The following is a 26,314-nucleotide window of genomic DNA, read 5'->3' as shown; positions in this document are numbered from 1 at the left end:
AGTAAAAGGTTGCATATTCCATTTTTTTTGGGTAAGATGATATAACGTATAGGTCAGGAAGAAGGCGAAGCAATGGATGCAAAGCAGGATTTCTACTTAGCGGCACTCGCGAGATGCCCCGGACTTGGCAGCCGCCGTCTGGGAAATCTTCTTTCCCTGTGCCCCAATGCCGAAGCACTTTGGCGCATGCCGGCCCTAGAAATGGACCGTCTGGTCAGGATGCCGGCCAGCCTGATTGAGATGCTGACATCGTTCCGCAGGGCAGAGCCGGATTTACCGGAACGCTTGGCAGAGGCTTGTCAGCAGCGTCATGTACATCTCTGTACAATGCTGGATTCATGCTATCCTTATTTATTGAAGGAAATCTTTTCCCCGCCGCCTGTACTTTACTATCGCGGCGCGCTCCAGCCAAAAGCCCTGCGCATTGCGATGGTCGGCTCGCGCCGGCTTAGCCCGTATGGTGAGGCTCTGGCACTGGAATTTGGCGAGCAGCTGGCAGCTGCCGGTGTTACTGTGGTCAGCGGGGCAGCGCGCGGCATTGATACGCGCTCGCACCGCGGGGCCCTGAAGACGGGCAGGACAGTGGCTGTACTTGGCTGCGGCATCGATATTGCCTATCCGCCTGAGAACCGCCGGCTGCTCACGGAAATCGCGGAGCAGGGCGCTGTGATTTCGGAGTATGGTCCAGGTGTTCAGCCTTTGCCTGCTTTTTTCCCTGCGCGCAACCGCATCATCAGCGGGCTCTCATCAGGGACGCTGGTGGTGGAAGCAGCCGCGCGCAGCGGCTCGCTCATCACGGCTGAAATGGCCCTGAATGAGGGGCGTGAGGTCTACGCTCTGCCAGGAAGTGTTTTCTCCAAGACGAGTGAAGGCTGTCATCATCTGATTCAGCAGGGAGCGAAGCTGGTCACGAGGGCTGGGGAAATCCTGAAGGACCTGGGGCTTATTGACGAACAGAGACCAAAAAAACGGCTGAAGATGACGGCGGAGGAGCACAAGGTCTATCAGGTCCTGTCTTTTGAGCATCCGCTCAGTGCAGATGAGATCCTCATGAGCCTTCCGGATGGAGAAATGCCGAATCTATCCTTTACACTCCTGCAGATGGAGCTGAAGGGACTGATTATAGAAAATGAACTGCACGCCTACAGGCGTGCTGAGAGGGAGTGACGGTTTGGCTGCAACGAAAGCAAGTACTGCAACAAAGACAAAAGCAAAAACGAAAACCAAGGCGAAGACAAAGAAAACATTAGTCGTTGTCGAGTCACCAGCTAAGGCCAAGACCATCGAAAAATATCTGGGAAGAAAGTATATGGTGCGCGCTTCGATGGGACATCTGCGCGATCTGCCGAAAAGTCAGTTTGGCATCGATGTCGAGCATGATTTCGCACCGAAATACATCAATATCCGCGGCAAGGGCGACCTCATCAAGGCGTTGAAGAAAGATGCCAAGAATGCCGATAAGATTTATCTGGCAAGCGACCCGGACCGTGAAGGTGAGGCCATTGCCTGGCATTTGGCCTTTATTCTGGGGCTGGATCCGGATTCGGACTGCCGCATTGTCTTCAATGAAATCACGAAGCCGGCCATTCAGGAGGCTGTCAAGCATCCGCGGCCCATCAATCTCGACCAGGTGGATGCGCAGCAGGCACGCCGTATGCTGGACCGCATCGTTGGCTACAAGCTTTCCCCGCTTCTCTGGCGCAAAGTGCGCAAGGGACTTTCGGCGGGGCGCGTGCAGTCTGTGACGGTCCGCCTGATTTGTGACCGTGAAAAGGAAATTCAGGCCTTCAAGTCGGATGAATACTGGACGGTCGGACTGAAGCTCCGCAAGGGCAAGTCCGCAATGTTCCAGGCAGACCTCACGCAGGTAGATGGCAAAAAACTTGCCGTCAAGGACGATGACGGCAAGAAGTTTGTTCTGCACAATGAAAAAGAGGCCCTGAGTCTGACGGAAGATCTGGCAGCGCAGCAGCTCGTTGTGGAAAATGTCAAGCGCAGCGAACGCAAGAGAAAACCGGCTGCGCCGTTCACGACGAGTTCCCTGCAGCAGGATGCTGCGCGCAAGCTTGGTTTCATCTCGCGCAAGACGATGATGCTGGCTCAGCAGCTTTATGAAGGCATTGAGCTTGGCCGTCATGGAGCTACCGGTCTGATCACTTATATGCGCACGGATTCCACGCGCATCTCAGAACTCGCGCAGAATGAAGCCAAATCCTTCCTGCTCGAGCACTTCGGCGGAGAGTATGTGCCGGCAAAACCAAATATTTATGTGACGGGCAAGAAGGCACAGGATGCGCATGAAGCAATCCGTCCGACGAGCCTCGAACATACACCGGAACTCTTGGAAAAATATCTGAACAAGGATCAGCTCAAGCTTTATACGCTCATATGGCAGCGCTTTGCCGCAAGTCAGATGACACCGGCTGTTTACGACACCATGGCCATTGCCATCAAGGCCGGCAGCCGCTACGGCCTGCGTGCCAACGGCTCAAGATTGAAATTTGCAGGCTTTACCAAGGTCTACGCCGGCGCCGAGACGACCAAGAAAGAAAAGGACGTCCTGCTGCCGGATATGGCAGAGGGCGATGAACTGAACATTGCCAAGACGCTGCCGCAGCAGCATTTCACGGAACCGCCGCCGCGCTATAACGATGCCTCGCTTGTCAAGACGCTTGAAGAAAAGGAAATCGGGCGTCCGAGCACGTATGCGCCAATCATTGAGACGATTCAGGCCCGTGGCTATGTACAGCGCATCGATAAGCATTTTCAGCCGACAGAACTCGGTTTTGTCGTCGTGGATATGCTCAAGGAATATTTCAAAGATATTGTCGATGTCAAATTCACGGCCAATCTTGAAAATGAGCTCGATGAAATCGCTGAGGGCAAAGTGCATAAAAATCAGCTGCTCAAGGAATTCTACGATCCATTTGCAAAGACCCTTGAAAAAGCGGACGAAGCCATCGGCCATGTGGAGCTTCCGGTGGAAGTTTCGGATGTCAGATGCGAGCGCTGCGGCCGCCTGATGGTCGTCAAGCAGGGCCGTTACGGAAAATTCCTGGCCTGCCCGGGCTTTCCGGAATGCCGCAATACGAAGCCGCTCTTAAAGGATACGGGCGTCAAATGCCCAAAGTGCGGCGGCAAGATTGTCGAGCGCCGCACGCGCCGCGGCCGCGTGTTCTACGGCTGCGAGAATTATCCGCAGTGCGACTATACGACCTGGGATACGCCGCAGCAGCAGAAATGCGAAAAGTGCGGTGCTTTCCTCCTCTTACATCATTTCAAGAATGGACGCGGCATGCTTTACTGTAGCAATGATAACTGCGAGACGCGCATCAACCACCCCATCAATAAGGAGCTCGAGAAGATGCGCGAGCGTGCCGAAGCCAGGAAAAAGCGCGAAGCAGAAAAAGAGGCTGCTGCGGTACAGGAAGACAGCAAGGACAGCAAGGAGAATTCATGAAAAAAGTCATCATAGTCGGAGCAGGTCTTGCCGGCAGTGAAGCTGCCTGGCAGGCAGCAGAGCAGGGAGCAGAGGTCACGCTCTGCGAGATGCGTCCGCAAAAATCGACGCCGGCTCATAAAACGGCTGGTTTTGCCGAACTCGTCTGCAGCAATTCTCTGCGCGGAGCTTCTCTCGAAAATGCCGTTGGTGTGCTCAAGGAAGAAATGCGCCGCCTTGGCTCCATCATCATGGAAGCGGCCGATGCGACGCGCGTACCGGCTGGCGGGGCTCTCGCGGTGGACCGCCATGGTTTCAGCGATTACGTGACGCAGAAAGTCACAGAGCATCCGCGTATTACGGTTGTTCATGAGGAGGTCCCCAAGATCCCCCAGCAGGATGATGCCGTGACCATCGTGGCCAGCGGTCCGCTGACGGCGGGCAGTCTCGCCGAAGATATCGCGGCCCGCACGGGCAATGATTCGCTGTATTTTTACGATGCAGCTGCCCCGATTGTCAGCCTTGAGTCCATTGATATGACGAAGGCATACCGCGCTTCCCGTTACGGCAAGGGCGAAGCTGCCTATATCAACTGCCCGATGAACAAGGAAGAATATGAAGCGTTCTGGCATGAGCTCGTGACGGCTGAAAAAGCACCGACGAAGGATTTCGAGAAAGAAAAGTTCTTTGAAGGCTGCATGCCCGTGGAGGTCATGGCGAGCCGCGGCATTGATACGCTGCTTTACGGCCCTTTGAAGCCAGTCGGCCTCGAGCATCCTGTGACGGGCGTGCGTCCGTATGCGGTCGTACAGCTGCGCCAGGATAATGCGGGAGCGACGCTTTATAATATCGTCGGCTTTCAGACGCACCTCAAATGGCCGGAACAGCGCCGTGTCTTTGGTATGATCCCGGGGCTTGAGCATGCGGAATTTCTGCGTTACGGTGTCATGCACCGCAATACATTTCTGAATTCCCCAAAGCATATGCGTCCGACGCTGCAGCTCAGGGGAGAGGACAACCTTTTGTTTGCCGGACAAATGACAGGCGTTGAGGGCTATATTGAGTCCGCCTCGTCGGGACTTGTCGCAGGCATTAACGCAGCGCGCCTCGCGCAGGGCAGAGAGCCGCTCGTTTTTCCGGAAGAGAGCTGCCATGGTGCACTCTGCCATTACATCACGACGAGTGAAGCCAAGCATTTTCAGCCTATGAATGTCAACTTTGGCATTCTGCCGCCCGTGGAGACGCGCGACGCGAATGGACGCCGCATCCGCGATAAAAAGATGAAGAAACAGCTGCTCGCGGAAAGGGCTTTGCAGGCCATCGAGGCCTTCAAGCCGCAGATTTTGGGCTAATGCAGGTATAAAATATAAGGAGAAAACAGCATATGAGTACAGAATTACAGTTCCATGCTACGACCATCTGTGCCGTGCGCAAGAATGGCAAAACGGCAATCGCTGGCGATGGTCAGGTGACATTTGGTCAGAATACCATCATGAAATCGACGGCGCGCAAAGTGCGCCGCATCTACCACGGCAAAGTCCTAGCTGGATTTGCCGGCTCCGTGGCCGATGCCTTCACGCTTTTTGAGAAGTTCGAGGCCAAACTGGAATCGTATAACGGCAATCTGCAGCGCGCTGCTGTAGAACTTGCCAAGGAATGGCGCACGGATAAGATGCTCGGCAAACTCGAGGCGCTGCTGCTTGTGGCCGACAAGGATACGCTTTTGATGCTTTCCGGCAATGGCGAAGTCATTGAGCCGGACGGCGATGTTGCGGCCATTGGTTCGGGCGGCTTCTTTGCCCTGTCGGCTGCGCGTGCCCTCGTCAAGCATACGGATATGGATGCCAGTGAGATTGCGAAGGAAGCCCTGACAATTGCTGCGGATATCTGCGTTTACACGAATCACAATATCAGAGTGGAGGAATTGGACTGATGGAACAGATTACGGAACAGATTGGTGTCAACGAGCAGACACCGCGTGAAATCGTCGAAGAACTCGACCGCTACATTGTCGGTCAGGATGAAGCAAAGCGCTCCGTAGCCATTGCCCTGCGCAACCGCTGGCGCAGCCGTCAGCTCACGGGCACGATGAAAGAAGAAGTCATCCCAAAGAATATTCTCATGATCGGCTCGACCGGCGTCGGCAAAACGGAGATTGCCCGCCGCCTCGCGAAACTCGTCAAAGCGCCGTTCATCAAGGTCGAAGCGACGAAATTCACGGAAGTCGGTTATGTCGGCCGCGATGTTGAGTCGATTATCCGCGATCTGACGGAAGCCGCCGTGCGCATGGTACGCCAGCAGCGCCTTGAGGAAGTACAGGACAAAGCCAAAATACAGGCCGAGGAGCGCATTCTCGATGTCTTTGTCCCCGAACCGAAGAAGTCTCAGAACCCGCTCGGCCGTCTCTTTGGCGGTGACGACGAGGAGGAGAAGGACAAGGCGGACGAAGAGCCGAAAAAATATCAGGCAGGCCGTGAATGGGTCCGCAAACGCCTCGAGAAGGGTGAACTTGAAAAAGAGCTCATTGAAATTGACGTAGAGGAGACGCGCCGTCCAGTCGTGGGCATGTTCTCGGGCTCGAGCCTTGAGGGCATGGGGGACAATCTGCAGGACATGCTCGGCAACATCATGCCAAAGCGTCATAAGAAACGCAAGGTCACGGTCGCACAGGCCCGCAAGATTTTCACGCAGGAGGAAGCGGGCAAGCTCATCGACATGGAAGCCGTAGCGGAAGAAGCCGTCAAGGTCACGGAGTACAGCGGCATTGTTTTCCTCGATGAAATCGATAAAGTGGCCGTCAAGGGCAACAGCTCCGGTGCGGACGTTTCGCGCGAGGGCGTACAGCGCGACATCCTGCCGATTGTCGAAGGTTCGCAGGTCTCGACGAAATACGGCCCGGTCCGCACGGACCACATCCTCTTCATTGCAGCTGGCGCCTTTCATATGGCCAAGCCGTCCGACCTCATCCCAGAGCTGCAGGGCCGCTTTCCTATCCGCGTGGAGCTCAAATCCCTGCGCAAGGAGGATTTCGAGCGCATCCTGACAGAGCCGCAGAATGCCTTGATTAAGCAGTATGCAGCCATGCTCGCTACGGAAGGCCTGAACCTGACCTTTAAGCCCGATGCCATCAGCCGCATTGCCGAACTCGCCTGCGAGGTCAACGAACAGGCTGAGGATATCGGCGCACGCCGCCTGCATACGCTTTTGGAGAAAGTCCTTGAGGATATCAGCTTCAATGCACCGGAACTTGAGGATAAAGATGTTGTAATTGATGCCGATTATGTCAATAAACGTCTGGCAGATATCGTTGTCAACCGCGATTTGTCCCAGTTTATTCTTTGATAAAACAAGCAGAGTGCAGAAATTTATCTGCATTCTGCTTCTCTTTTTTTGCGTTATCCGAAAAAATTGAAAAAAATAAGCAGAGTATCTTTGACTATTTTGAAAAGTATGATAAACTAAATATAGTTCAAAATGAAACAGTATTATCCAGAAACCATTTTAGAGGAGAGCAAAGGAGCGAATATTATGTCGTCTTTACTAGAAAAAACCCGTAAGATTAATCGTCTGCTTCAGCGTTCTGAAAATGTAGAATACGATGGCATTTCCCGTGTACTCAGCAATGTCCTGAATGCAAATGTCTATATCACGAATAAAAAGGGCAAGATCTATGGTTATGCTTTTGTCGATGATTTTGAATGCGACCTCATGATCGACAAAGTCATTGATCAAGGAGAATTCCCGAAGCACTATGTCAACTGGCTCATGCGCATGGATGAGACGAATGCCAATCTGCGTTCGAAAACGGGCATGTGCGCTTATGAAGAAAATACGAAATGCCTGTTCAACGGCAAGAATACGACCATTGTGCCGATTTACGGTGTGGGTGAGCGCATCGGCACGCTGATTGTCGCAAAATACGATGAAGAGTTCGATGATGATGATCTGCTGCTCTGCGAGTACGGTGCTACGGTTGTCGGCATGGAGATGCTGCGCGACCATGCGGAGAAGATTGAAATCGAAGCGCGCAAGAAAGCAACGGTTCAGATTGCCATCAATACGCTGTCGTTCTCGGAGCGCAAGGCTGCATTTGCCATCCTTTCTGCTCTGGACAGCACGGAAGGCCTGCTCGTCGCCTCGAAGATTGCCGACCAGGTCAAGATTACGCGTTCGGTCATCGTCAATGCCCTGCGCAAATTCGAATCGGCCGGTGTCATCTCGTCGAAATCACTCGGCATGAAGGGCACGTATATCAAAGTCCTCAATGAATATCTGCTCGATGAAGTGCAGAAGCTTCGCAACGAATAAGCGGAATGTAAAAAACATAGAACATAACAAACAGGGGAATCCAGCTGCGGCCGGATTCCCCTGTTATGTTTCAGAGATAAAAAATTAGGCGTTGGAAAGCTGCTTGAATTCTTCAAGCTTTTTGAGTGCAGCACCCGAAGCGATGAGCTGGCGTGCGGTTTCAATGCCCTCAGCGATGTCCTTGGCTTTGCCGCCGACATAAATGGCAGCGCCGGCATTTAAGAGAACGATGTCGGTCTTAGGCCCCTTTGCTCCCTTGAGAATATCGAGCGTGACCTGAGCATTTTCAGCAGGGTTGCCGCCGCGGATATCGTCTTTCGTGCAGCGCGTGAAACCAAAATCCTCCGGTTTTACCGTATAGCGGCGGTACCAGCCGTTTTTGAATTCGCAGACGCTCGTCGGTGCACTCATGGAGAATTCATCGAGGCAGTCCTGACCGTAGATGACCATGCCGTTCTTGACGCCGAGCGTCAGCAGAACTTTGGCAAGCGGTTCAAGCAGGTATTCATCGTAAACGCCGAGGACCATGCGCGTCGGATGAGCCGGATTCGTCAGCGGGCCTAAGATATTGAAAACTGTGCGGATGCCGAGTTCTTTGCGGATGGCACCGACGTATTTCATCGATGCATGGTATTTCTGGGCAAACATAAAGCAGAGGCCGATTTTGTCGAGTTCTTCGACGATTTTTTTCGGCGGCTGGTCGAGATTGACGCCGAGGGCTTCAAGGCAGTCGGCCGCACCGCATTTTGAGGAAGCCGCGCGGTTGCCGTGTTTGGCGACCTTGACACCGGCTGCGGCGATGATCATGGCAGCGGTCGTTGAGATATTGATGCTGTGTGCATGGTCGCCGCCCGTGCCGACGATATCGAGCACATCCATATCGTGTTCGACTTTCAATGCGTGGTCGCGCATCGCCATGGCTGAACCGGAAATCTCGTCGATGGTTTCGGCCTTGGTGCTCTTGGTCGAAAGTGCGGCAAGATAGGCGGCATTCTGCACCTGCGTGGTCTCGCCATTCATGATTTCATTCATGACGGTATAGGCCTCGTCGTATGTCAAATCTTCTTTGCTGACAATTTTTTCAATGGCTTCTTTGATCATAGTACATCCTCCTCGTGCGATAATGAGCATGATTCCGATTGAGTTGGAACACTTACACGATAACGTTATCATTAGTATGTAAAGTTGTCAACTTTATCCTGCGGGCGGAAGATTTTTGGCCTGCAAAGAAAAATTTAATTGACAATCCAGCGCGGAATCATTATACTATTATAGTACGCATCGGGATGTAGCGCAGTTTGGTAGCGCGCCTGCTTTGGGAGCAGGATGTCGCAGGTTCGAATCCTGTCATCCCGACCATTTCTGCGTCTGTAGCTCAGCTGGATAGAGCAACGGCCTTCTAAGCCGTGGGTCGCGGGTTCGAATCTTGCCAGACGCACCATTTGCAAAATGAAGCTTCGGTTTTGACCGAAGCTTTTTTATTGTTTTTACGAAATTCCTCTTGCCTTATCGTATTCTGATATGGTATAATTCGCATATGTGAATTGCATACGGAAGTTTTAGGCGGAGTCTGTTCAACTGCAGGCTCCGTCTAATTTTTTTGCAATCCGCATGATATTTACTTCATTTATCAAGGAGGCCTATTGGGGAATGGAAACTTTAGCCGCAATTATTTTCGTGCTGATGTACATGCTGATTGTTTCAGAAAAGGTTCATCGCACCATTGTCGCCATGATGGGCGCACTCATCATGATCATCGTCGGCATTATGCCGGTTGATACAGCTCTGCATCACATTGATTTCAACACGCTCGGTCTGCTCATCGGCATGATGATTCTCGTGAGCATTACCGCGAAGACCGGACTTTTTGACTATGTGGCCATCAAGACGGCCAAGGCAGCTAAGGCACAGCCGCGCCGCCTGCTCATTTATCTCGGCTTTATCACGGCAATCTTTTCAGCCTTCCTCGATAACGTGACGACCGTCCTTCTGATGGTGCCGGTTACGTTTGCCATTACGAGCAAACTGCACATTCACGTCGTGCCGTTCCTGCTCACGCAGATTCTCGCTTCGAATGTCGGCGGCACGGCTACGCTCATCGGCGATCCGCCGAATATCATGATCGGCAGTGCCGTCAAGGAACTCACGTTTGTCGCGTTTATTGAAAATCTCACGCCGGTCATCCTCGTCTGCATGGTGGCCGTGCTCTTCGTCATGAATGTCCTTTACCGCAAACAGCTCGTCACGAAGCCGGAACTGCAGGCTGAAATCATGCAGATGGATGAAAATAAGGCTCTGAAAGATAAGAAGCTTTTGGCGCGTTCTCTCTTTGTGCTCGCCCTGACCATTCTCGGTTTCTTCACGCATTCGTTTACGCACATCGAGTCCTCCATCGTCGCGCTCTTCGGCGGTTTCCTGCTGCTGCTGCTCGCAGGCGGCAGTCAGAATGCGGTTGATTTTTCGATGCGCAAGGTCGAGTGGGCAACGATTTTCTTCTTCATCGGTCTGTTTGTCGCCGTCGGCGGTCTCAGTGAGACGGGCGTCATCAATGACCTTGCAACGCAGGCTGTCGCTCTGACGCAGGGCGATGTGACGAAGACGTCGCTTCTCGTGCTCTGGCTTTCCGCTCTCGTCTCTTCCGTTCTCGACAATATCCCGTTCGTGGCAACGATGATTCCGCTGATTCAGAATATGGGAGCCATGGGCGTCGATAATCTCGAGCCGGTCTGGTGGAGCTTGTCGCTCGGTGCCTGCCTCGGCGGCAACGGCACGCTCGTCGGCGCTTCGGCAAACCTCATTGTGGCCGGCATGGCAGCGGACCGCGGCGTCAAGATTTCGTTCCTCAATTATTTTAAGATCAGTTTCCCCATCATGATTATGACCATCATGATTTCGACGGTTTACGTTTATCTGCGTTATCTGCTCTGATGCCATGAGGCTCCTCTTTGGAGGAGTCTTTTTTATTTATGGAGGCTGGCAGGATTTCGCGTTTTCGGCAAGAATAGGTACAATAGTAAACATTATTTGGTTGTTTGGAGGGGTTCTCTTGTCGAAATTTGGTGGACGTGGATATGGAATGTGTATCCTGTTCGTGATCATTGGCGCAATCCTTGGCGGCATTCTTGGCGAACTCTTGAAAAATGTGCCGTCGCTTGCCGGAATCATGCCGTTTCTCGTGACGACATACCCGATTTTTGATATGACGCCGGTGACCATCAATCTCTATGTGGTGAAGCTGACGCTTGGTGTGGCCTTTATGCCGAATCTCATGAGCATGCTTGGCATTATTCTGGCCATCGTCCTTTACCGCCGCTATTGAGAGGATTCTTACAGGAAATAAGAAAGGAGAAAATGATATGTTCATTCTGGCATCCGCTTCACCGCGCCGCAGGGAACTTCTGCAGCAGATAAAGGCCAGTTTCACCGTCAAAGTCAGTCAGGCAGAGGAAGTGACGGGCGGCAGTCTGGCACCTGCTGAAATCGTCGTGGAAAATGCCGTCCGCAAGGCAAAGGCCGTATCTGAGGAATATCCCGGACAGGCTGTGCTCGGTGCGGATACCATCGTCTTTTTGGACGGCAGGGTGTTTGGCAAGCCGCATGACGCAGAAGAGGCCAGAAAGATGCTTCGCACCTTAGCAGGCCGTGAACATGAAGTCGCGACAGGCATAGCCTGGCTTCATGATGGACAGGTCTTCACGGATGTCGAGACGACTCGTGTCTTTTTTGCGCCGATGACGGAAGAAGAGATTGCTGCGTACGTGGATACAGGAGAGCCTCTTGACAAGGCCGGAGCCTATGCAATTCAGGGGCAGGCAGCCGCGTTCATCGACTCGATTGCAGGTTCTTTTTCCAATGTCGTCGGTCTGCCTCTTTATGCGGTCTGCCGTCTTGCCGGAAAGGCAGGCGTGGATCTTTATGACAATCATGGTAAGGGATCTTCCGGAGGAGGAGAGACCGCGTGAAAAACTCATTGCCTATGGTTCGGCCGCTTTGAGCAATGCCGAGCTTCTGGCCATCCTTTTGCGCACGGGCACGAGGGAACAGTCTGTACTGCATCTCGCGGAGTCCGTGCTCGGCCGGTATAAGGAGCGCGGCGTGGCCTCGATGGTGCAGATGTCTGTAACCGATCTTGCGGATATCCGCGGCATCGGTCCCTCAAAGGCAGCGACGATACTGGCGGCCGTGGAACTTGGCAGGCGTCTTTCCCAGAAGGCAGCGGCCAAGGTGCAGATTGTGCACGGGCCTGAGGATGCTGCTCATTTTGCGATGCCGCATCTTCGCTACGAACAGAAGGAGCATTTTGCCGTGCTGCTTTTGAATACGAAGAATCATATCCTAGGGCTTCGCGATATCTCGATCGGCAGTCTTTCGGCCTCCATCGTGCATCCGCGCGAAGTTTTCTCTATGGCCATCCGCTATGCGGCGGCTTCGATGATCCTCGTGCACAATCATCCCAGCGGTGACCCGAATCCGAGCCGCGAGGACCTCGCCGTCACGGACCGTTTGGTCAAGGCCGGACGCATTTTGGATATTCCAGTGCTGGACCACATCATTCTTGGCGACAATCGTTTCCTTAGTTTAAAGGAAAAAGGCATGATTTCCTGAATAAATCTTGACGTTCCCCTATTTTGCCATTACAATCCATTATGAGATGTGTTACAATAGTATGTATTGTTTCGATAAAGAAATTCTGAAGGGAGTTTATCAGTACAATGTGGAGTCTTTTTGGTGGTTTATCTCACGATATGGGTATTGACCTTGGCACGGCCAATACGCTCGTCCATGTGAAAGGCAGGGGGATTGTCCTGCGTGAGCCTTCTGTTGTCGCCATAAAGAGTGATACGGGAGATGTTCTGGCTGTCGGTGATGAGGCCAAGCAGATGATTGGCCGTACGCCTGGCAACATCGTGGCCATTCGTCCGATGAAGGACGGTGTCATCGCGGATTTTGACGTGACGCAGGCCATGCTCAAGTATTTCATCCGCAAAGCTATGAATACGAAGTCCTTCGTACGTCCGCGCGTTGTGGTCGGCGTTCCTTCCGGTGTTACGGAAGTCGAGAAACGTGCTGTCATCGATGCAGCACAGCAGGCTGGTGCCCGTGAGGCTTATCTCATCGAGGAACCGATGGCTGCTGCTATCGGTGCAGGCCTGCCGGTCGAGGAAGCTACGGGCAATATGGTCGTCGATATCGGCGGCGGCACGACGGAAATCGCCGTCATTTCTCTTGGCGGCATCGTCACGAGCCGTTCCATCCGCATCGGCGGCGACGAGATGGATTCTGCCATTGTCCAGTACATCAAGCGCATGTACAATCTCATGATTGGCGAGCGCACGGCAGAGGAAATCAAGATCAACATCGGTACGGCCATCGTGACGCCGGAAACGGATACTTCGATGGAAATCCGCGGACGCGACCTCGTCAGCGGCCTGCCCAAGACCATCACGATTCAGGCTAAGGAAATCCGCGAAGCCCTCGGTGAGCCGATTTACAAGATCGTCGATGCCGTCAAGGCTACGCTCGAGAAAACGCCGCCGGAACTCGCTGCCGATGTCATGGATCACGGCATCATGATGACGGGCGGCGGTGCACTCCTCAAAAACCTCGACCAGCTGCTGGCTCATGAAACGGGCATGCCGGTCCTCGTTGCCGAGGATCCTCTCTCCTGTGTCGGCGAAGGCACGGGCAAGTCGCTCGAGAATATTGAACTTCTCAAACGCGTAGTCATGACTTCGAAGAAGCTGAGACAGTGATGAGCGGAAAATACAGGAAGAACAATAAAAAGGGAACGGGCAAAAAAATCGGCATCCTGATTGTCGTGCTGGTCAGCCTGTTCTGCATCATATTTTTCTCAGCCCGCGGCCGCTTTCACGCGCCTGTGGCTGAGCAGGCTGTGTCCATTGTCATGACACCTTTTCAGCGTGCAATTTCGTGGGTCGGCAGTCAGCTCAACTACGTGACGAGCAACATCTGGGAAATTGCCACGCTGCATCAGCAGAATAAGATGCTGCGCAATGAGGTCGAGCAGCTGCGCATCCAAAATCTCCATGCGAGCGAATACGATGCGGAAAATCAGCGGCTGCGTGCCCTGCTTGGGTACAAGCAGACGGCTACGCAGTTTGACCTCGTGGCCGCAAGGGTCATCGGCCGTGAATCGGCGACCTGGTCCAGTGTCATCGAGATCAACCGCGGCACGCGTGACGGTGTTGACGTCGATATGGCTGTTGTGACGGATAAAGGTCTCGTCGGTCATATCATCGAGGCCGGTCCGACTTCGTCGAAGGTCCAGCTGCTCCTCGACCCGCGCTCGTCGGTCGGCACGCTCGTACAGCGTGCGGATTCACGTGTAGCCGGCATCGTTGAGGGCGATATGGACAATCCGACCATGCCGCGCATGGTCAATATCCCAAAGACAGCGGATGTTGAGGAAGGCGATGTAGTTGTGACGTCCGGTTTCGGCGGGGTATATCCAAAAGGCCTCAATGTCGGCGTCGTTTCCGAAATGCGCAACGACGAGGGCGGTCTTTTAAAGATTGCCGTTCTTGAGCCGGCTGTCGACTTCCAGAAGCTTGAGGATGTCATGGTCATCACGGCTTCGCGTGAAGCACCGCCGGAGCCCTTGAAGACGCCGCCGCAGACGCCGGGAACCGAGACGGACCCTGCAGCACAGGCCGCAGAGCAGGAAGCTGAAGCGAATGGAGAGGGAGATTCTTCCGATTCTTCGGATTCGGACTCCTCTGCGGATTCCTCGAGCTCGGAAAGCAGTTCATCTGACGGGGAGGGGAGCGCACAATGAAGAAGGCAGGCGTGACAGCGCTTTTCGTCATCATTCTCTATGCGCTTCAGACCTCGCTGCTGCCGCTCATCGCCTATCATGGCGTGACAGCAGATCTTCTGCTGCTCTTCACGACGTCGATGGCTTTTCTGCGCGGTTCGCGCATCGGCGCATTAGCTGGTTTTTCTGCAGGTCTTCTGCAGGACCTTGCCAGCGGCACATTTCTGGGCATAAATGCTTTTACGCGTCTTCTGCTCGGTTATCTTGTCGGCAAATTTTCCGATGAGGTATTCAAGGAGCAGTTTTTCCTGCCGGTCTTTGCATCTTTAGTGGTGACGACGGCGAACTATTTTATTTTGGCGTTACTTATGCTATTATTAGGGTATCGCTTTAATCTGATGGGACATATGGAGTATACGCTGCTGCCAATGCTCATCTACCAGCTGGTATTTGCTTATCCGGTTCATCGTCTGACTTATGAACTCGAGAAACGATACGGAAAGGCATGACGGCGGCCCTAGTGCGGCAGACGATTTTTTGGCAATGATTAAGGCACCTTGCGGGGTGCCTTTCATTATGGGAGAGATTCGATTTTGGATAATGATGAATTCAACAGCAGATTGCGGACATTGATGGTCATATCGGTCCTGGTCATTGCCGTTCTCATCGGGCGGGCTGCCTACCTGCAGATTTATCAGGGGGAGTATTACAAGGCTCTGGCTGACGGCAACCGCATCCGCATTGTGCCTTCGATGGCACCGCGCGGCACATTTTATGACCGCAACGGACAGCTCCTCGTCACCAACCGTCCAGGTTTCTCGGTTTCGCTGCTGCCGCTCACCGCGCCGATTTCGGATGATGTCATTGCGCGTCTTTCGGATCTTTTGAAGGTGCCGGAAGATGAGATCCGGCAGAAAATTGCCGGTCACAGCGGCTTTAACCCCATCCGCATCAAGACGGATGTCACACCGGATATCGTTTCGATTATTGAGGAACAGAAGAACCAATATCCCGGCGTTGTCATCGAAGTCACGCCAATCCGCGATTACATCCTCAAGCAGGAGGGTGCGCACACCTTTGGCTACGTCAGTGAGATCAACGATGACGAGCTGGCAAAAATGAAGGATGAAGGCTATAAGTCCGGTGATATCATCGGTAAATTCGGCCTGGAAAAAGTATATGATAAGGAACTGCGCGGCGAGAACGGCGGCCAGCAGGTCGAAGTCGATGTATCGGGCAAGCCGGTGCAGATTCTCGGCCGCAAGGAGCCGGTCCCGGGTGATGATCTCGAGCTGACAATCGATATCAATCTGCAGCAGGCGGCGGAGAAGGCCGTGGATGAACAGCTTACGCAGATTGGCGCTCATGCTGCTGCGGCTGTCGTCATGAACCCACAGACAGGTGAAATCCTCGCCATGGTCAGCCGTCCGGCCTTTGACCCGAACCTTTTTGCGCATGGCATTTCTGCGAAGGACTGGAATCAGCTCAACAACAACCCCTATCATCCGATGGACAACAAGACCATCACGGGTGAATATCCGCCGGGGTCGACGTTCAAAATCGTCACGGGCACGGCCGCCCTTACCGAGGGCGTCGTCACACCGGATGAGCAGATTTTTGACTCGGGCCATCACTGGCTGATTCCGAAGGGCAACGCCGATGGCGAGGCTCTCGGCTGGCTGAATTTCCGTTCGGCTCTCGCTCATTCTGATAACGTTTATTTCTATGAAATGGGCAACCGCCTTGGCATTGACCGCCTCGAGAAATATGCCCGCATGTTCGGCCTCGGCCAGAAGACGGGCGTGGACCTTCCTTATGAGGCTTCGGGCCTTGTTGCCAACCGCCGTTATAAGGAAAAGAACTTTGACGATGGCGAATGGTATCTTTCGGAGACCTTCGATGCCGCCATCGGCCAGGGCTTCAACCTTGTGACACCGCTGCAGGCCGCGATGGTCATGGGGGAGATTGCGGCTGACGGCAAACGCTATAAGCCGCATGTCGTCAACCGTATCCTGGCTCCAGACGGCAGCGTCGTCAAGGATTTCCAGCCGGAGCTCCTGTCGCAGCTCGATGTACCGGAAGAGGATATCAAGCTCATTCAGGATGGTCTGCACGACGTTACGAAATACGGTACCGCTGCGTCGAGTTTCCGCGGCTTCACGGTCGATATTGCCGGTAAGACCGGTACGGCAGAGAACTCGCAGGGACGCGACCATGGCTGGTTTGTTGCCTACGGTCCTTTTGACAACCCGAATATTGTCGTGGCCGTCATCGTCGAGAACGGCGGTTATGGTTCGCAGTCGGCCGTACCAATCGGACGCAAGATCCTTGAGGCTGCATTCGGACTCAATCAGGACGGCAGCAGTGATAAAAAGTAACAGGCGCAAAAGCGAGAGTGGATAGAGAGGAGAGTCACCAGCCATCATGCATGATGAGATTGTAAAGATCAAAGGTGGAAAAAAGGGCCTGCAGCTGAGTTTTGCAGAAGACGCCTCTTTTGATGACATCTGGAAACACATTGAACAGAAGCTCGAGTCGGGCTCCGGCTTTTTCCTGCGCGGTACTTTGGTACTTGTACCGAGAGAACGCTTTTTAAAGGAAGAATTTGAGAAACTGCAGAAGCTCTTCCATGAGCATGGTCTGATCTGCCGGACGCTGACGAAGGAAGCAGCCGCTGCCAAAGTACCTGCAGAAAGAGCAGGTCGGCCGGAAAGAGCGGCAGCCGTGCAGAAAAAAGACGAACGTGTGCAGGAGATGGTCGTGGTGAACCGCACCCTGCGCGGCGGTCAGGAAATCCGCACCGAAAGCTCGGTGCTGGTCTGCGGCAACGTCAATCCCGGAGCCCAGATCATCGCCGGCGGCAGCATCGATATCCGCGGAACCTGCCGAGGCCTTGTGCATGCCGGTGCTGCGGGCGATACGAAGGCATTCATCATCGCCGATCATCTGATGCCGACACAGATCCGCATCGCCAATCTCATCGCGCGCTCGCCTGACCATATGGAAATGACACAGCGTGCGGAACGCGCTTCAATAAAAGATGGACAGATTGTCATTGAACCGATAGAAAGGTAGGATAAGGGGTATGAGCAAAGTTTATGTAATCACTTCGGGCAAGGGCGGTGTCGGCAAAACGACGACGACGGCAAATCTGGGCGTAGGCCTTGCCATGCGCGGCAAGAATGTAGTCCTCGTCGATACGGATACGGGCCTGCGCAATCTTGACCTGCTGCTTGGCCTCGAAAACCGCATCATGTACGACCTCATCGACGTCGCAGAAGGGCGTGTGCCGTACAAGAAAGCTCTCGTGCGCCACAAAAAATACGAAACCCTTTTCCTGCTGCCGACTTCTCAGGTCAAGGACAAGACGAGCGTCAATCCGGAACAGCTTGTCAAGCTCTGCGAAGACCTGCGCAAGGAGTTCGACTACATTCTCATTGACTGCCCGGCAGGCATCGAGCAGGGCTTCAAGACGGCCATTGCCGCGGCGGATACGGCCATTGTCGTAACGATGCCGGAAATTTCGGCTGTCCGCGATGCCGATAAGATCATCGGCGAACTCGCACGTGCCGATAAAGAAGACATCAAGCTCATCGTAAACCGCATCCGTCCGCAGATGGTCGAGAGCGGCGATATGCTCGATATGAACGATATCAACGACATCCTCTCGATTGACTGCATCGGTCAGGTGCCGGATGATGAGATGGTCGTCACGAGCACGAATAAGGGCGAGCCGTGCATCACGATGGAGAATTCCCTGGCCGGTCAGGCTTACCGCAATATCGTCGGCCGTATCTGCGGCGAGGACATCCCGTTCATGGAATTCCCGAAGGAAGGCTTTTTCCAGAGACTCAAGCGCCGCGTATTTGGAGCATAAGGAGGGACAGGCATGCTGGACAATTTAGTCAAAAAGATTTTTGGCAAGAAGGAGAAATCCGGCCAGATTGCGCATGACCGTCTCAAGGTCGTGCTCATCCATGACCGTGCCAATGTCTCGCCGGAAGTCATGGAAAACCTCAAGAATGATATCATCAAGGTGATTTCCAATTATATGGATATCAATCAGAAGGATATGGATATTTCGCTCGAAAACGACGACAATTCGGTCGCGCTCGTAGCGAATATCCCGGTGAACCGCATGAAACACGATGCGGGCAAGAAATGAGAAGTGAGAAGACTTAAGCAATGATGAACAAACGTTATCTGCGCCGTACGGATTACATTCTCATTGCCGCGACGGCGGCCATCATCATCATGAGCCTCGTCATCATCGGCAGTGCGACGCATATCAATACGCCGAGTGAGGAACGCTATTGGTACGTACAGCGTCAGGGTATTTTCGCCCTTGTCAATGTCGCTTTGGCAGCTTTCCTCATGAACTTCGATTACAAAGTTCTGCAGGGCTATGGCAATAAGCTCTACATCTTCAATCTCGTCCTGCTTGTCGCCGTCATGGCCGTCGGTCAGTCGGCACTCGGCGCGCAGCGCTGGATTACGATTGGCCCTATCAGCATCCAGCCGTCGGAGTTCTCCAAACTCATCATGATTATTTCCATTGCGACGATGCTCGACGATAAGGTCGGCAAGCTCAACAGTGTCAGGGAACTCCTGCCTGTTGCGGCCTACGTCGGTCTGCCGTTCCTATTGGTCCTGAAGCAGCCTGACCTCGGTACATCGCTGGTCTTTATGGCCATTTTCTTTGGCATGGTCTATGCGGCGGGCATCAATAAAAAGCTGCTTGGCGGTATTTTTGCTGCGGGCATTGCCGCGTTCCCTCTTTTCTGGCATTTTCTCAAGGATTACCAGAAAATGCGTCTGACGGTTTTCATGAATCCGAATGTTGACCCGCTGGGCTCCGGCTACCACATCATCCAGTCGAAAATCGCCATCGGTTCGGGCATGCTGTTCGGCAAAGGCCTTTTCGGCGGCACGCAGAGCCAGCTGAACTTTTTGCCGGAGAACCATACGGACTTTATCTTTGCCGTTGTCGGCGAGGAACTCGGGTTTGTCGGCGTGACGTTCCTGCTGCTCCTATACCTTGTCGTGCTTTGGCGCGGCATCGTGACGGCGCGCGACGCCGGCGATACGTTCGGGCGTTTGCTGGCCGTCGGCATTACGTCGATGCTGGCCTTCCATGTGCTCGTCAATGTCGGCATGACGATGGGCATCATGCCGGTCACGGGCATCCCGCTGCCGCTCATGAGTTACGGTGTCAGCTCGCTGACGACGAACATCATGTCCATTGCCATCCTGCTCAATATTGAGAGGCGCAAACAGAAACTAGTCTTTTAAATGGGCCTTGTGCCCGGCCTTCCCTGTTTCGATTCCCGAAGAGGGGAGGGCTTTTTCTTTTTCGAAATTATGATATCGCATATATATATATATTGGAGAGAAAACGGAGGAAAAAATGGTACGACTCGAACACGAAGTACTGCAGTCCGTCCTCAAGCCGTCGCGCTATACGGGCGGTGAGTGGAATGCAGTCATCAAGGACCACGGCAAGGTCGGCTGCACCTGGGCGCTGGCCCTGCCGGATGTCTATGAAGTGGGCATGAGCAATCTCGGCTTAGCCATCCTGTATGAAATTCTCAACCGCCGTGAGAATATCGCCGCCGAACGCGTCTATGCGCCTTGGACGGACATGGAAGCCGAGATGCGCAAACGCCAGATGCCGCTGTTCTCGCTCGAGACGAAGACAGAAATCTCGGCATTTGACTTTGTCGGCTTTTCGCTGCAGTATGAGATGATTTACACGAACGTGCTCAACATGCTCGACCTGGCACGGATTCCCCTCTGGGCCAAAGACCGCGGCGAGGATATGCCGTTCATCGTTGGCGGCGGCCCGTGTGTCTACAATGTCGAGCCGATTGCCGACTTCTTCGACTTCTTCATCATTGGTGAGGGCGAAGAAGTCATTGTCGAAGTGTCAGATGCCCTGATGCAGTGGAAAAAAGACGGCAGACCGGGCGGCCGCCGCGGTTTCCTCAAGCAGCTGCTGCAGGTGGACGGCATCTACGTGCCGTCGTTCTACGAGGCAGAATACGACGAAGAGGGCAATTACAAGGACCTGCGTCCACTCGCTGATGAGGCAAAAACAGTCATCTACAAGCGTGTAGTCAAGGATATGGACGAGGTGAGCTCCGTCGAGCATCCTGTCGTGCCATATATGGACATCGTGCACAACCGCATTATGCTCGAACTCTTCCGCGGCTGCTCGCGCGGCTGCCGCTTCTGTCAGGCCGGCATCTGCTACCGTCCGGCCCGTGAGCGCACGGAAAAGAATCTGCGCAAAATGGCACGCGGCCTCGTCGACGCGACGGGCTATGACGAGATGAGCCTGACGTCGCTTTCGTCGGCCGATTATTCGTGTCTCGGCCGTCTCGTCGATGACCTCATGGATGATTTCAGGGATGAGAAAGTCAGCTTTTCACTGCCGTCGCTGCGCATTGACAGTTTCTCGATTGACCTGGCCCATAAGATGCAGCAGGTTAGAAAATCGGGCCTGACGTTTGCACCGGAAGCCGGCACGCAGCGCCTGCGCGACGTCATCAACAAGGGCGTGACGGAAGAAAATCTCATGAAGGCCTGCGGTGCGGCGTTCCGTCAGGGCTGGAAACAGGTCAAGCTCTACTTTATGATGGGCCTGCCGACGGAGACGGACGAAGATGTCATTGGCATCGCGAAGCTCGCGAAGAAAGTCGTCGACCTCTATACCGAAATTAAGGGCAAACGCGGCTGCAAGGTCACGATTTCCGTGGCCTGCTTCGTGCCAAAACCGTATACGCCGTTCCAGTGGTTCGGCCAGCTGCCGATTGAGGAGTTCCAGCGCCGTCAGCAGCTCCTGAAGGAAAACATCACGGACCGCGCCATCACGTTTAACTATCACGATGCCCGCCTTTCCGTCATCGAGGGCGTATTTGCGCGCGGCGACCGCCGCCTGGCAAAAGTCCTCTATCAGGCCTGGCAGGATGGTGCAAAGTTTGATGGCTGGTCCGACCTTTACCGCGACGATGTCTGGCATGAAGCCTTCCGCAAATGCGGCGTGGACATGGGCTATTACAACATGCGCACGCGTAATTTCAACGAACCTCTGCCATGGCTTATTACATCGCCGGGCGTCAATCAGGAATTCCTGCTGCGCGAGTGGCATCACGCGATGCGCGGGAACCTCACGGAGGACTGCCGCCGCGGCCGCTGCACGGCCTGCGGCATCTGCCCGAACCTCGGCGTTCATGTCATCGACTACAAGAAACAGGAAGACGAGCGCGAAACGCAGGAAAAAGCCGCTCTGGCCGAGAAGTCAGCATCGGCAGAGACAGAAGCAGCTGAAGAGAAGACTGTACAGGCAGCCGAGCATGACCCGAAGGGACCGGGCCGTCAGCGCCATCTCTATGCATGGCGCGCGGAAGTCACGAAGGGCGAGGAACTCCGCTATGTCTCGCATCTCGACTATGCGAACCTCTTCCTGCGTGCCTTCGACCGCGCAAAACTGCCGATGGCCTATTCCGAGGGCTTCAACCCGCATATGAAAGTCGCCTTTGCCTCGGCCCTGTCGCTCGGCGTCACGAGTGCGTCCGAATACATGGATTTCGAGCTTACGAAGCCGCTCTGCCAGCCGGAAATCTTCGACCGCCTGCAGAACGAGCTGCCGCCGGGAGCGAAACTCCTGAAGCTGCGTGAAATCAAGGGCAAGCACAAGGCCCTGATGTCCGAGGCCGATGAGGCTGTCTACAAACTGCACGTGCCGTATGCCGGCACAGAGGCTGCCGTGAAAGCCAGTCTCAAGGCTTACGCAGAGGCTGAGACCGCCGTCTGGCACCGCGTGACGCCGAAAAAGACGCGCGATATCGAGACGAAGCAGTACATGAAACAGCCGATTGCCTTTGCTTTAAACGATGGCCAGCTCGAACTGACCATGGACATCACGATTACGCAGTCGGGCAGCGTCAAGCCGCTCGAGGTTCTCTCGCTTATCGCGAAGGATTTCGGGCTCGCTGTCAATCCGGCCGAGGCCTTGATTGAGCGTCAGGGGATTTTCGGCAAGGGGAAAAAGCTCATCGATTTAGTCTGATTTTTGGAAGAGAGGAATGGGGTGACGTTATGAAATCGATCATCGTGAATATGGTGCCCGAGGAGACCTGCATGGCTCTGCTGGAAGACGGCGAACTCGAGGCGGTGGAGGTGGAGCGTTCCTCGCATTCCCATCTTGTCGGCAATATCTATAAAGGCCGTGTGCAGAACGTCCTGCCCGGCATGCAGGCCGCGTTCGTCGACATCGGCACGGGCAAAAATGCTTTCCTATATATAGGGGACGGCCTGCCGCACGACACGATAAAATCTATGCCGCAGAATACGCGCATTCACATCGGGCAGAGTCTGCCCATTCAGATTGTCAAGGATGCCATCGGCACAAAGGGGCCGCGCGCGACGATGCATATCTCGCTGCCGGGACGCAATGTCGTCCTGATGCCGACGGCCGCCTATATCGGCATGTCGCGGCGTATTGAGGACGAGGAGGAGCGCGCCAGACTCCACGCCATTGCCGAACGCATCTGCCCTGAAGGCATGGGGCTCATCATCCGCACGGTCGCTGCCGGCCAGAGCGAGGAGAACCTCGCGGCCGATGTGCGCTATCTTGTGCGCCTCTGGGAATCCATCCTCGCGCGTTATAAACTCAAGAGCAAGGGCTCGTCCCTTCTCTACCGTGATGCGGACCTTTTAATAAGGCTCGTGCGCGACCGCTTTACCGCCGATATCGATGAACTCGTCATCGACAATCAGGAGGCTTACCAGCGCGTCAAAAACCTCGTCGAGGCCATTTCACCGGAGCTCGTCGAACGCATCCATTATTACGATAAGAAGACGCCGCTCTTCAAGGCCTATCACATCGAAGAGGAAATCGACAAACTCGGTGCGCGTGAAGTCGAGCTGAAGTCGGGCGGCTTTCTCGTCATCGACAAGACCGAGGCCCTGACCGTCATCGATGTCAACACGGGCAAATACGTTGGCAAGACGAATCTCGGCGACACGGTCTACCAGACGAACCTTGAAGCAGCGGCCGAAATCCTCAAACAGATCCGCCTGCGTGACATCGGCGGCATCATCATCGTCGACTTCATTGACATGGAAAAAGAAGAACAGAAGGAAGAACTGCTGACTTACATGCGCAGTCAGGTCAAGCACGACCGCACGAAGACGAATATTGTCGACATCACGAGCCTCGGCCTCGTCGAGATCACGCGCAAAAAGTCGCGTCAGAACATCGAGAGCATCGTCTACAGCGAGTGCCCGACCTGTCACGGCCGCGGCCGCATCGAGTCGCCCGAGACCGTCTCCATCCGCATCAGCCGCGACATCCGCCGCATGGAACGCAAATCCCATGCCCGCGAAGGCTACGAAATCGAAGTACACGAGACCGTTGCCGAAGAGCTGCGTCAGAATCAGCTCATGATGAACCTCGCCGCTGAATTCGGCACCGACATCAAAGTCACCGTCGTCCCCGGCATGCACCCGGAGAATTATACGATTCTTCAGCAGAGCTGATGTTGGCTGTGCTACAGGAGAGCCAAAATGAAAGTGAAATCGTTGGACCATTTTGTCCTGACAACAAAGAACCTTGAACAGAGCCTTCACTTTTACCGCGATGTGCTCGGCATGCGCGTGGAGGAAAGAGAAGGACGCTATGCTTTGTTTTTCGGAACGTCAAAGATCAATATCCATCAAAGGCCTGCAGAATTTCTGCCGGCAGCTGCCAAGCCTCAGCATGGCAGCCTTGATTTTTGCCTGATCGTTGAGGATACCTGCGAGGCATTGGTGCAGGAACTGTCTGCAAAAGGAGTGCCAGTGGAGCTCGGCCCTGTCGGGCGGCATGGTGCCCGTGGTGCGATGAAAAGCATCTATTTGCGAGATCCTGATGGCAATCTCGTCGAGCTTTGTCATTATGAAAAAGTAGAATAGTATCGTACAAAAATAAAGAAGTCCGTCAGACATCGAGGGGGGAGATGTCTGACGGACTTCTTTTGGTTCTAAGAGGTTGTATTATGAGGTAAGGAAGTTCTTTATGGGGATTTTCAAAAGGAGATTTTAGAAGTTCCAGCCGATGGAGCTGAATACCTTGGAACGCTTCTCGTTGTCGTACGTGATAGATTTACCGTTGAAGTACTTGAGCGTAACCTGGCAGTTCTTCATGAGATTGTAGAACATGCCATCCTCCCAGCCTTTCTGGCCTTCGTCTGCGCCATCACCGAAGTTCGACTTGATGAGGGCATCCGGACCGAGGTAGCGATAGCCGAGATAAGCGCCGAAGAGATGCTTGCGATCGGCTGGAATCCACGGATTGCCGCGGAACTGCAGCTCGACGTTCCACGCGTCGTTATGGCCGCCCTGATTGCCGCGCGCGTACATCATTTCGAGATTGAGGTTGCGGACAAGCTTGTAATTCAGCAGGCCTGCACCGATGTGGAGCCAGTCGCCATCGTAAGCGGCAGAGCGGAAGCCGTAGTAACCGAGACTGCCGTTGACTTTTTTATTGAAGGTATAGTCAAAGACGGCACCCATGATGTCCTTGCGGTGTGGCTTGAAATTACCGGTATTGTAATCTTCGCCGTTATCAGCACCGATATTTCCTTCCCACTTATTTGTGGTACTGGAATCATTCCACCCGTCGTTGTTGCCCCAGGCATGATCTTTGGTAAATGTTGTGTAACGTGTTACTGTAGAATCGTGTTTGCGAACGAAATCACCATAGTAATTGCCGCTTTTCAGTTTATAAGTTTGTTTTGCAACAGTTCCGTTCGTGCCATCGACCCAGCCATCCCAAGTACCATTCCAGTCGACGAGGGAGGAACCTACGCCCATATCCCAGTCTTTGACATCGAGTCGGCCGCCAAAGATATGGGTAGCGTAATTCTTGCCCCAATGCTCAGCCGAAGCACCCTTGACGTTGGCATCGTTGACAAAGCCGTTCATCGTCCAAGGCTGGAAATCGCCAAGTTTGACATACTGACCGGTCTTGCCGAGATTGCCCTCAACCCAGACTTTATCGAGGCGGTTCTCATTCGAGCGGGAGTCGCCGCCATTCCAAGTATCGGGGATGTCGCGTTCGTCATTGAAGCCGGCACCTTTTGCACCGCCCGAGCCATCGGAGCCCCATTTTGTCACAATAGCAGCATGGGCCGTCCAATCGCTGCCCGGAATCTTGGCAGCCATATTGAGGTCAAATTCTTTTTCATACCAAGGGGAGCCGCCAGACTTGCGCTGCTTGTTGTCATCGTATGCCTGATATTTCTTTTGATACTTCTGCATAAAGCTGCCCGACCATTTGACGTTGTCGGAGTTGCGCTCGAGGTTGGCTACGCGGACGCCGAGGTTGTTGAGCTCATCGCTGAACTCGGAGGACAATTTGTCAATGAGTGCTTTATCCGTGCTGCTGACATTCTGTTTGGCCATGGCTTTGGCAATCATCTGGGCCATTTCGTAGCGCGTGATTTTCTTATTGCCCTGGAATGTGCTGTCACCATATCCCTCGATGACACCATCCTTGGCAAGCTGGCTCACAGCGTCGTATGCCCAATGGTCTGCCGGAACATCGGAAAATGGGTTGGCTGCAGCAAAGCAGGGACTGGCCGAAGCAACGACCAGTGCCGACATGGCTGCTGCAAGCATATGTTTCTTCTTCATCGTCTTTCCCCCTAAGGTAGTGATTCTAATGATAAGGACTAATAGAAATTCTCACCAGGCAATAATCTTTTTATCCCTTGCAAATTATTGCTTAATCAGATAATACAATAAAA

General features: G+C 53.8%; 23 protein-coding genes and 2 tRNA genes. 23 read left to right on the top strand and 2 right to left on the bottom strand.

Going from position 1 to position 26,314, the window contains the following annotated elements; genetic code table 11:
- Positions 1-72: 72 nt before the first annotated feature.
- The 6 genes from dprA (at position 73) to codY (ending at position 7,747) form a co-directional block, all read left to right on the top strand.
- The gene (gene dprA / locus ACE419_RS01980; RefSeq protein WP_432646111.1) at positions 73-1,167 is read left to right on the top strand and encodes a DNA-processing protein DprA; all 1,095 of its coding nucleotides are present in this window, start codon (positions 73-75) and stop codon (positions 1,165-1,167) included.
- Positions 1,130-3,460: a type I DNA topoisomerase gene (topA, locus tag ACE419_RS01975; RefSeq protein ID WP_435720848.1), complete on the top strand. Its 2,331-nt coding sequence runs from the start codon at positions 1,130-1,132 to the stop codon at positions 3,458-3,460. The genes dprA and topA overlap by 38 nt, the downstream gene beginning before the upstream one ends.
- On the top strand, positions 3,457-4,791 hold the full coding sequence (gene trmFO / locus ACE419_RS01970) for a methylenetetrahydrofolate--tRNA-(uracil(54)-C(5))-methyltransferase (FADH(2)-oxidizing) TrmFO (protein ID WP_432646113.1): 1,335 nt from the start codon (positions 3,457-3,459) through the stop codon (positions 4,789-4,791). The genes topA and trmFO overlap by 4 nt, the downstream gene beginning before the upstream one ends.
- 32 nt (positions 4,792-4,823) lie before the next feature.
- On the top strand, positions 4,824-5,372 hold the full coding sequence (gene hslV, locus ACE419_RS01965) for an ATP-dependent protease subunit HslV (RefSeq protein ID WP_432646114.1): 549 nt from the start codon (positions 4,824-4,826) through the stop codon (positions 5,370-5,372).
- Entirely contained in the window at positions 5,372-6,781 is a 1,410-nt protein-coding gene (gene hslU, locus ACE419_RS01960) for an ATP-dependent protease ATPase subunit HslU (RefSeq protein WP_432646115.1), read from the top strand. Before hslV ends, hslU begins: the two co-directional genes overlap by 1 nt.
- Positions 6,782-6,967: 186 nt before the next feature.
- The gene (gene codY, locus ACE419_RS01955) at positions 6,968-7,747 is read left to right on the top strand and encodes a GTP-sensing pleiotropic transcriptional regulator CodY (protein ID WP_295633436.1); all 780 of its coding nucleotides are present in this window, start codon (positions 6,968-6,970) and stop codon (positions 7,745-7,747) included.
- Between the two features lie 84 nt (positions 7,748-7,831).
- On the opposite strand, the gene trpD is transcribed toward codY, so the two are convergent.
- A complete protein-coding gene (gene trpD, locus ACE419_RS01950) occupies positions 7,832-8,848 on the bottom strand; it encodes an anthranilate phosphoribosyltransferase (protein WP_435720847.1) in 1,017 nt (338 codons plus the stop codon).
- A 181-nt stretch (positions 8,849-9,029) separates the two neighbouring features.
- Between trpD and ACE419_RS01945 the strand changes: the two genes are divergently transcribed.
- The 17 genes from ACE419_RS01945 to ACE419_RS01865 all read left to right on the top strand — a co-directional run bounded on the left by ACE419_RS01945 (position 9,030) and on the right by ACE419_RS01865 (position 24,479).
- Positions 9,030-9,106, top strand: a tRNA-Pro gene (locus ACE419_RS01945).
- 5 nt (positions 9,107-9,111) lie between these two features.
- Positions 9,112-9,188: transfer RNA gene (locus ACE419_RS01940), tRNA-Arg, on the top strand.
- A 209-nt stretch (positions 9,189-9,397) separates the two neighbouring features.
- A complete protein-coding gene (locus tag ACE419_RS01935) occupies positions 9,398-10,675 on the top strand; it encodes an ArsB/NhaD family transporter (RefSeq protein ID WP_435720846.1) in 1,278 nt (425 codons plus the stop codon).
- Positions 10,676-10,793: 118 nt separating this feature from the next.
- Positions 10,794-11,066, top strand: coding sequence for a DUF4321 domain-containing protein (locus tag ACE419_RS01930; RefSeq protein WP_432646118.1), 273 nt, complete (start codon positions 10,794-10,796; stop codon positions 11,064-11,066).
- A 37-nt stretch (positions 11,067-11,103) separates the two neighbouring features.
- On the top strand, positions 11,104-11,709 hold the full coding sequence (locus tag ACE419_RS01925; RefSeq protein WP_435720845.1) for a Maf family protein: 606 nt from the start codon (positions 11,104-11,106) through the stop codon (positions 11,707-11,709).
- Positions 11,663-12,352 carry a RadC family protein gene (radC, locus tag ACE419_RS01920; RefSeq protein WP_432646120.1) on the top strand — a complete coding sequence of 230 codons (690 nt, stop codon included), beginning with the start codon at positions 11,663-11,665 and terminating at the stop codon, positions 12,350-12,352. Before ACE419_RS01925 ends, radC begins: the two co-directional genes overlap by 47 nt.
- Before the next feature lie 107 nt (positions 12,353-12,459).
- Complete coding sequence (locus tag ACE419_RS01915) at positions 12,460-13,500, top strand: rod shape-determining protein (RefSeq protein ID WP_435720844.1); 1,041 nt, start codon at positions 12,460-12,462, stop codon at positions 13,498-13,500.
- On the top strand, positions 13,500-14,543 hold the full coding sequence (gene mreC, locus ACE419_RS01910; protein WP_435720976.1) for a rod shape-determining protein MreC: 1,044 nt from the start codon (positions 13,500-13,502) through the stop codon (positions 14,541-14,543). Before ACE419_RS01915 ends, mreC begins: the two co-directional genes overlap by 1 nt.
- Positions 14,540-15,031 carry a rod shape-determining protein MreD gene (gene mreD / locus ACE419_RS01905; RefSeq protein WP_432646123.1) on the top strand — a complete coding sequence of 164 codons (492 nt, stop codon included), beginning with the start codon at positions 14,540-14,542 and terminating at the stop codon, positions 15,029-15,031. The genes mreC and mreD overlap by 4 nt, the downstream gene beginning before the upstream one ends.
- 81 nt (positions 15,032-15,112) lie before the next feature.
- Positions 15,113-16,900 (top strand): penicillin-binding protein 2, encoded by a 1,788-nt coding sequence (gene mrdA / locus ACE419_RS01900; protein ID WP_432646132.1) that lies wholly within the window; start codon positions 15,113-15,115, stop codon positions 16,898-16,900.
- A 46-nt stretch (positions 16,901-16,946) separates the two neighbouring features.
- Positions 16,947-17,597: a septum site-determining protein MinC gene (gene minC, locus ACE419_RS01895; RefSeq protein ID WP_432646124.1), complete on the top strand. Its 651-nt coding sequence runs from the start codon at positions 16,947-16,949 to the stop codon at positions 17,595-17,597.
- Positions 17,598-17,607: 10 nt separating this feature from the next.
- Positions 17,608-18,399 carry a septum site-determining protein MinD gene (gene minD / locus ACE419_RS01890; protein WP_432646125.1) on the top strand — a complete coding sequence of 264 codons (792 nt, stop codon included), beginning with the start codon at positions 17,608-17,610 and terminating at the stop codon, positions 18,397-18,399.
- Between the two features lie 12 nt (positions 18,400-18,411).
- Positions 18,412-18,687 (top strand): cell division topological specificity factor MinE, encoded by a 276-nt coding sequence (minE, locus tag ACE419_RS01885; protein WP_432646126.1) that lies wholly within the window; start codon positions 18,412-18,414, stop codon positions 18,685-18,687.
- A gap of 20 nt (positions 18,688-18,707) precedes the next feature.
- Complete coding sequence (gene rodA / locus ACE419_RS01880; protein ID WP_432646127.1) at positions 18,708-19,814, top strand: rod shape-determining protein RodA; 1,107 nt, start codon at positions 18,708-18,710, stop codon at positions 19,812-19,814.
- Between the two features lie 115 nt (positions 19,815-19,929).
- Entirely contained in the window at positions 19,930-22,593 is a 2,664-nt protein-coding gene (locus ACE419_RS01875; RefSeq protein ID WP_435720843.1) for a TIGR03960 family B12-binding radical SAM protein, read from the top strand.
- Positions 22,594-22,622: 29 nt separating this feature from the next.
- Complete coding sequence (locus tag ACE419_RS01870) at positions 22,623-24,065, top strand: Rne/Rng family ribonuclease (RefSeq protein WP_435720842.1); 1,443 nt, start codon at positions 22,623-22,625, stop codon at positions 24,063-24,065.
- 27 nt (positions 24,066-24,092) lie between these two features.
- A complete protein-coding gene (locus ACE419_RS01865) occupies positions 24,093-24,479 on the top strand; it encodes a VOC family protein (protein ID WP_435720841.1) in 387 nt (128 codons plus the stop codon).
- Between the two features lie 126 nt (positions 24,480-24,605).
- Here the strand turns inward: ACE419_RS01865 and ACE419_RS01860 are convergent, their stop codons facing one another.
- On the bottom strand, positions 24,606-26,201 hold the full coding sequence (locus tag ACE419_RS01860; RefSeq protein ID WP_435720840.1) for an S-layer homology domain-containing protein: 1,596 nt from the start codon (positions 26,199-26,201) through the stop codon (positions 24,606-24,608).
- Between the last annotated feature and the right edge of the window lie 113 nt (positions 26,202-26,314).

It is taken from the genome of Mitsuokella apri, assembly GCF_047974105.1.
Classification (GTDB): Bacteria; Bacillota; Negativicutes; order Selenomonadales; family Selenomonadaceae; genus Mitsuokella.
The sequence above is the reverse complement of the archived record's forward strand: the minus strand, read 5'-3'. Positions and strand labels throughout refer to the sequence as shown.

What these genes read in the sequence shown, in the direction of transcription:
- dprA (WP_432646111.1), top strand. Translation starts at nt 73, where the DNA reads ATGGATGCAAAGCAGGATTTCTACTTAGCGGCACTCGCGAGATGCCCC.
- topA (WP_435720848.1), top strand. Translation starts at nt 1,130, where the DNA reads ATGAACTGCACGCCTACAGGCGTGCTGAGAGGGAGTGACGGTTTGGCT.
- trmFO (WP_432646113.1), top strand. Translation starts at nt 3,457, where the DNA reads ATGAAAAAAGTCATCATAGTCGGAGCAGGTCTTGCCGGCAGTGAAGCT.
- hslV (WP_432646114.1), top strand. Translation starts at nt 4,824, where the DNA reads ATGAGTACAGAATTACAGTTCCATGCTACGACCATCTGTGCCGTGCGC.
- hslU (WP_432646115.1), top strand. Translation starts at nt 5,372, where the DNA reads ATGGAACAGATTACGGAACAGATTGGTGTCAACGAGCAGACACCGCGT.
- codY (WP_295633436.1), top strand. Translation starts at nt 6,968, where the DNA reads ATGTCGTCTTTACTAGAAAAAACCCGTAAGATTAATCGTCTGCTTCAG.
- trpD (WP_435720847.1), bottom strand. Translation starts at nt 8,848, where the DNA reads ATGATCAAAGAAGCCATTGAAAAAATTGTCAGCAAAGAAGATTTGACA.
- ACE419_RS01935 (WP_435720846.1), top strand. Translation starts at nt 9,398, where the DNA reads ATGGAAACTTTAGCCGCAATTATTTTCGTGCTGATGTACATGCTGATT.
- ACE419_RS01925 (WP_435720845.1), top strand. Translation starts at nt 11,104, where the DNA reads ATGTTCATTCTGGCATCCGCTTCACCGCGCCGCAGGGAACTTCTGCAG.
- radC (WP_432646120.1), top strand. Translation starts at nt 11,663, where the DNA reads ATGACAATCATGGTAAGGGATCTTCCGGAGGAGGAGAGACCGCGTGAA.
- ACE419_RS01915 (WP_435720844.1), top strand. Translation starts at nt 12,460, where the DNA reads ATGTGGAGTCTTTTTGGTGGTTTATCTCACGATATGGGTATTGACCTT.
- mreC (WP_435720976.1), top strand. Translation starts at nt 13,500, where the DNA reads ATGAGCGGAAAATACAGGAAGAACAATAAAAAGGGAACGGGCAAAAAA.
- mreD (WP_432646123.1), top strand. Translation starts at nt 14,540, where the DNA reads ATGAAGAAGGCAGGCGTGACAGCGCTTTTCGTCATCATTCTCTATGCG.
- minC (WP_432646124.1), top strand. Translation starts at nt 16,947, where the DNA reads ATGCATGATGAGATTGTAAAGATCAAAGGTGGAAAAAAGGGCCTGCAG.
- minD (WP_432646125.1), top strand. Translation starts at nt 17,608, where the DNA reads ATGAGCAAAGTTTATGTAATCACTTCGGGCAAGGGCGGTGTCGGCAAA.
- minE (WP_432646126.1), top strand. Translation starts at nt 18,412, where the DNA reads ATGCTGGACAATTTAGTCAAAAAGATTTTTGGCAAGAAGGAGAAATCC.
- rodA (WP_432646127.1), top strand. Translation starts at nt 18,708, where the DNA reads ATGATGAACAAACGTTATCTGCGCCGTACGGATTACATTCTCATTGCC.
- ACE419_RS01875 (WP_435720843.1), top strand. Translation starts at nt 19,930, where the DNA reads ATGGTACGACTCGAACACGAAGTACTGCAGTCCGTCCTCAAGCCGTCG.
- ACE419_RS01870 (WP_435720842.1), top strand. Translation starts at nt 22,623, where the DNA reads ATGAAATCGATCATCGTGAATATGGTGCCCGAGGAGACCTGCATGGCT.
- ACE419_RS01865 (WP_435720841.1), top strand. Translation starts at nt 24,093, where the DNA reads ATGAAAGTGAAATCGTTGGACCATTTTGTCCTGACAACAAAGAACCTT.
- ACE419_RS01860 (WP_435720840.1), bottom strand. Translation starts at nt 26,201, where the DNA reads ATGAAGAAGAAACATATGCTTGCAGCAGCCATGTCGGCACTGGTCGTT.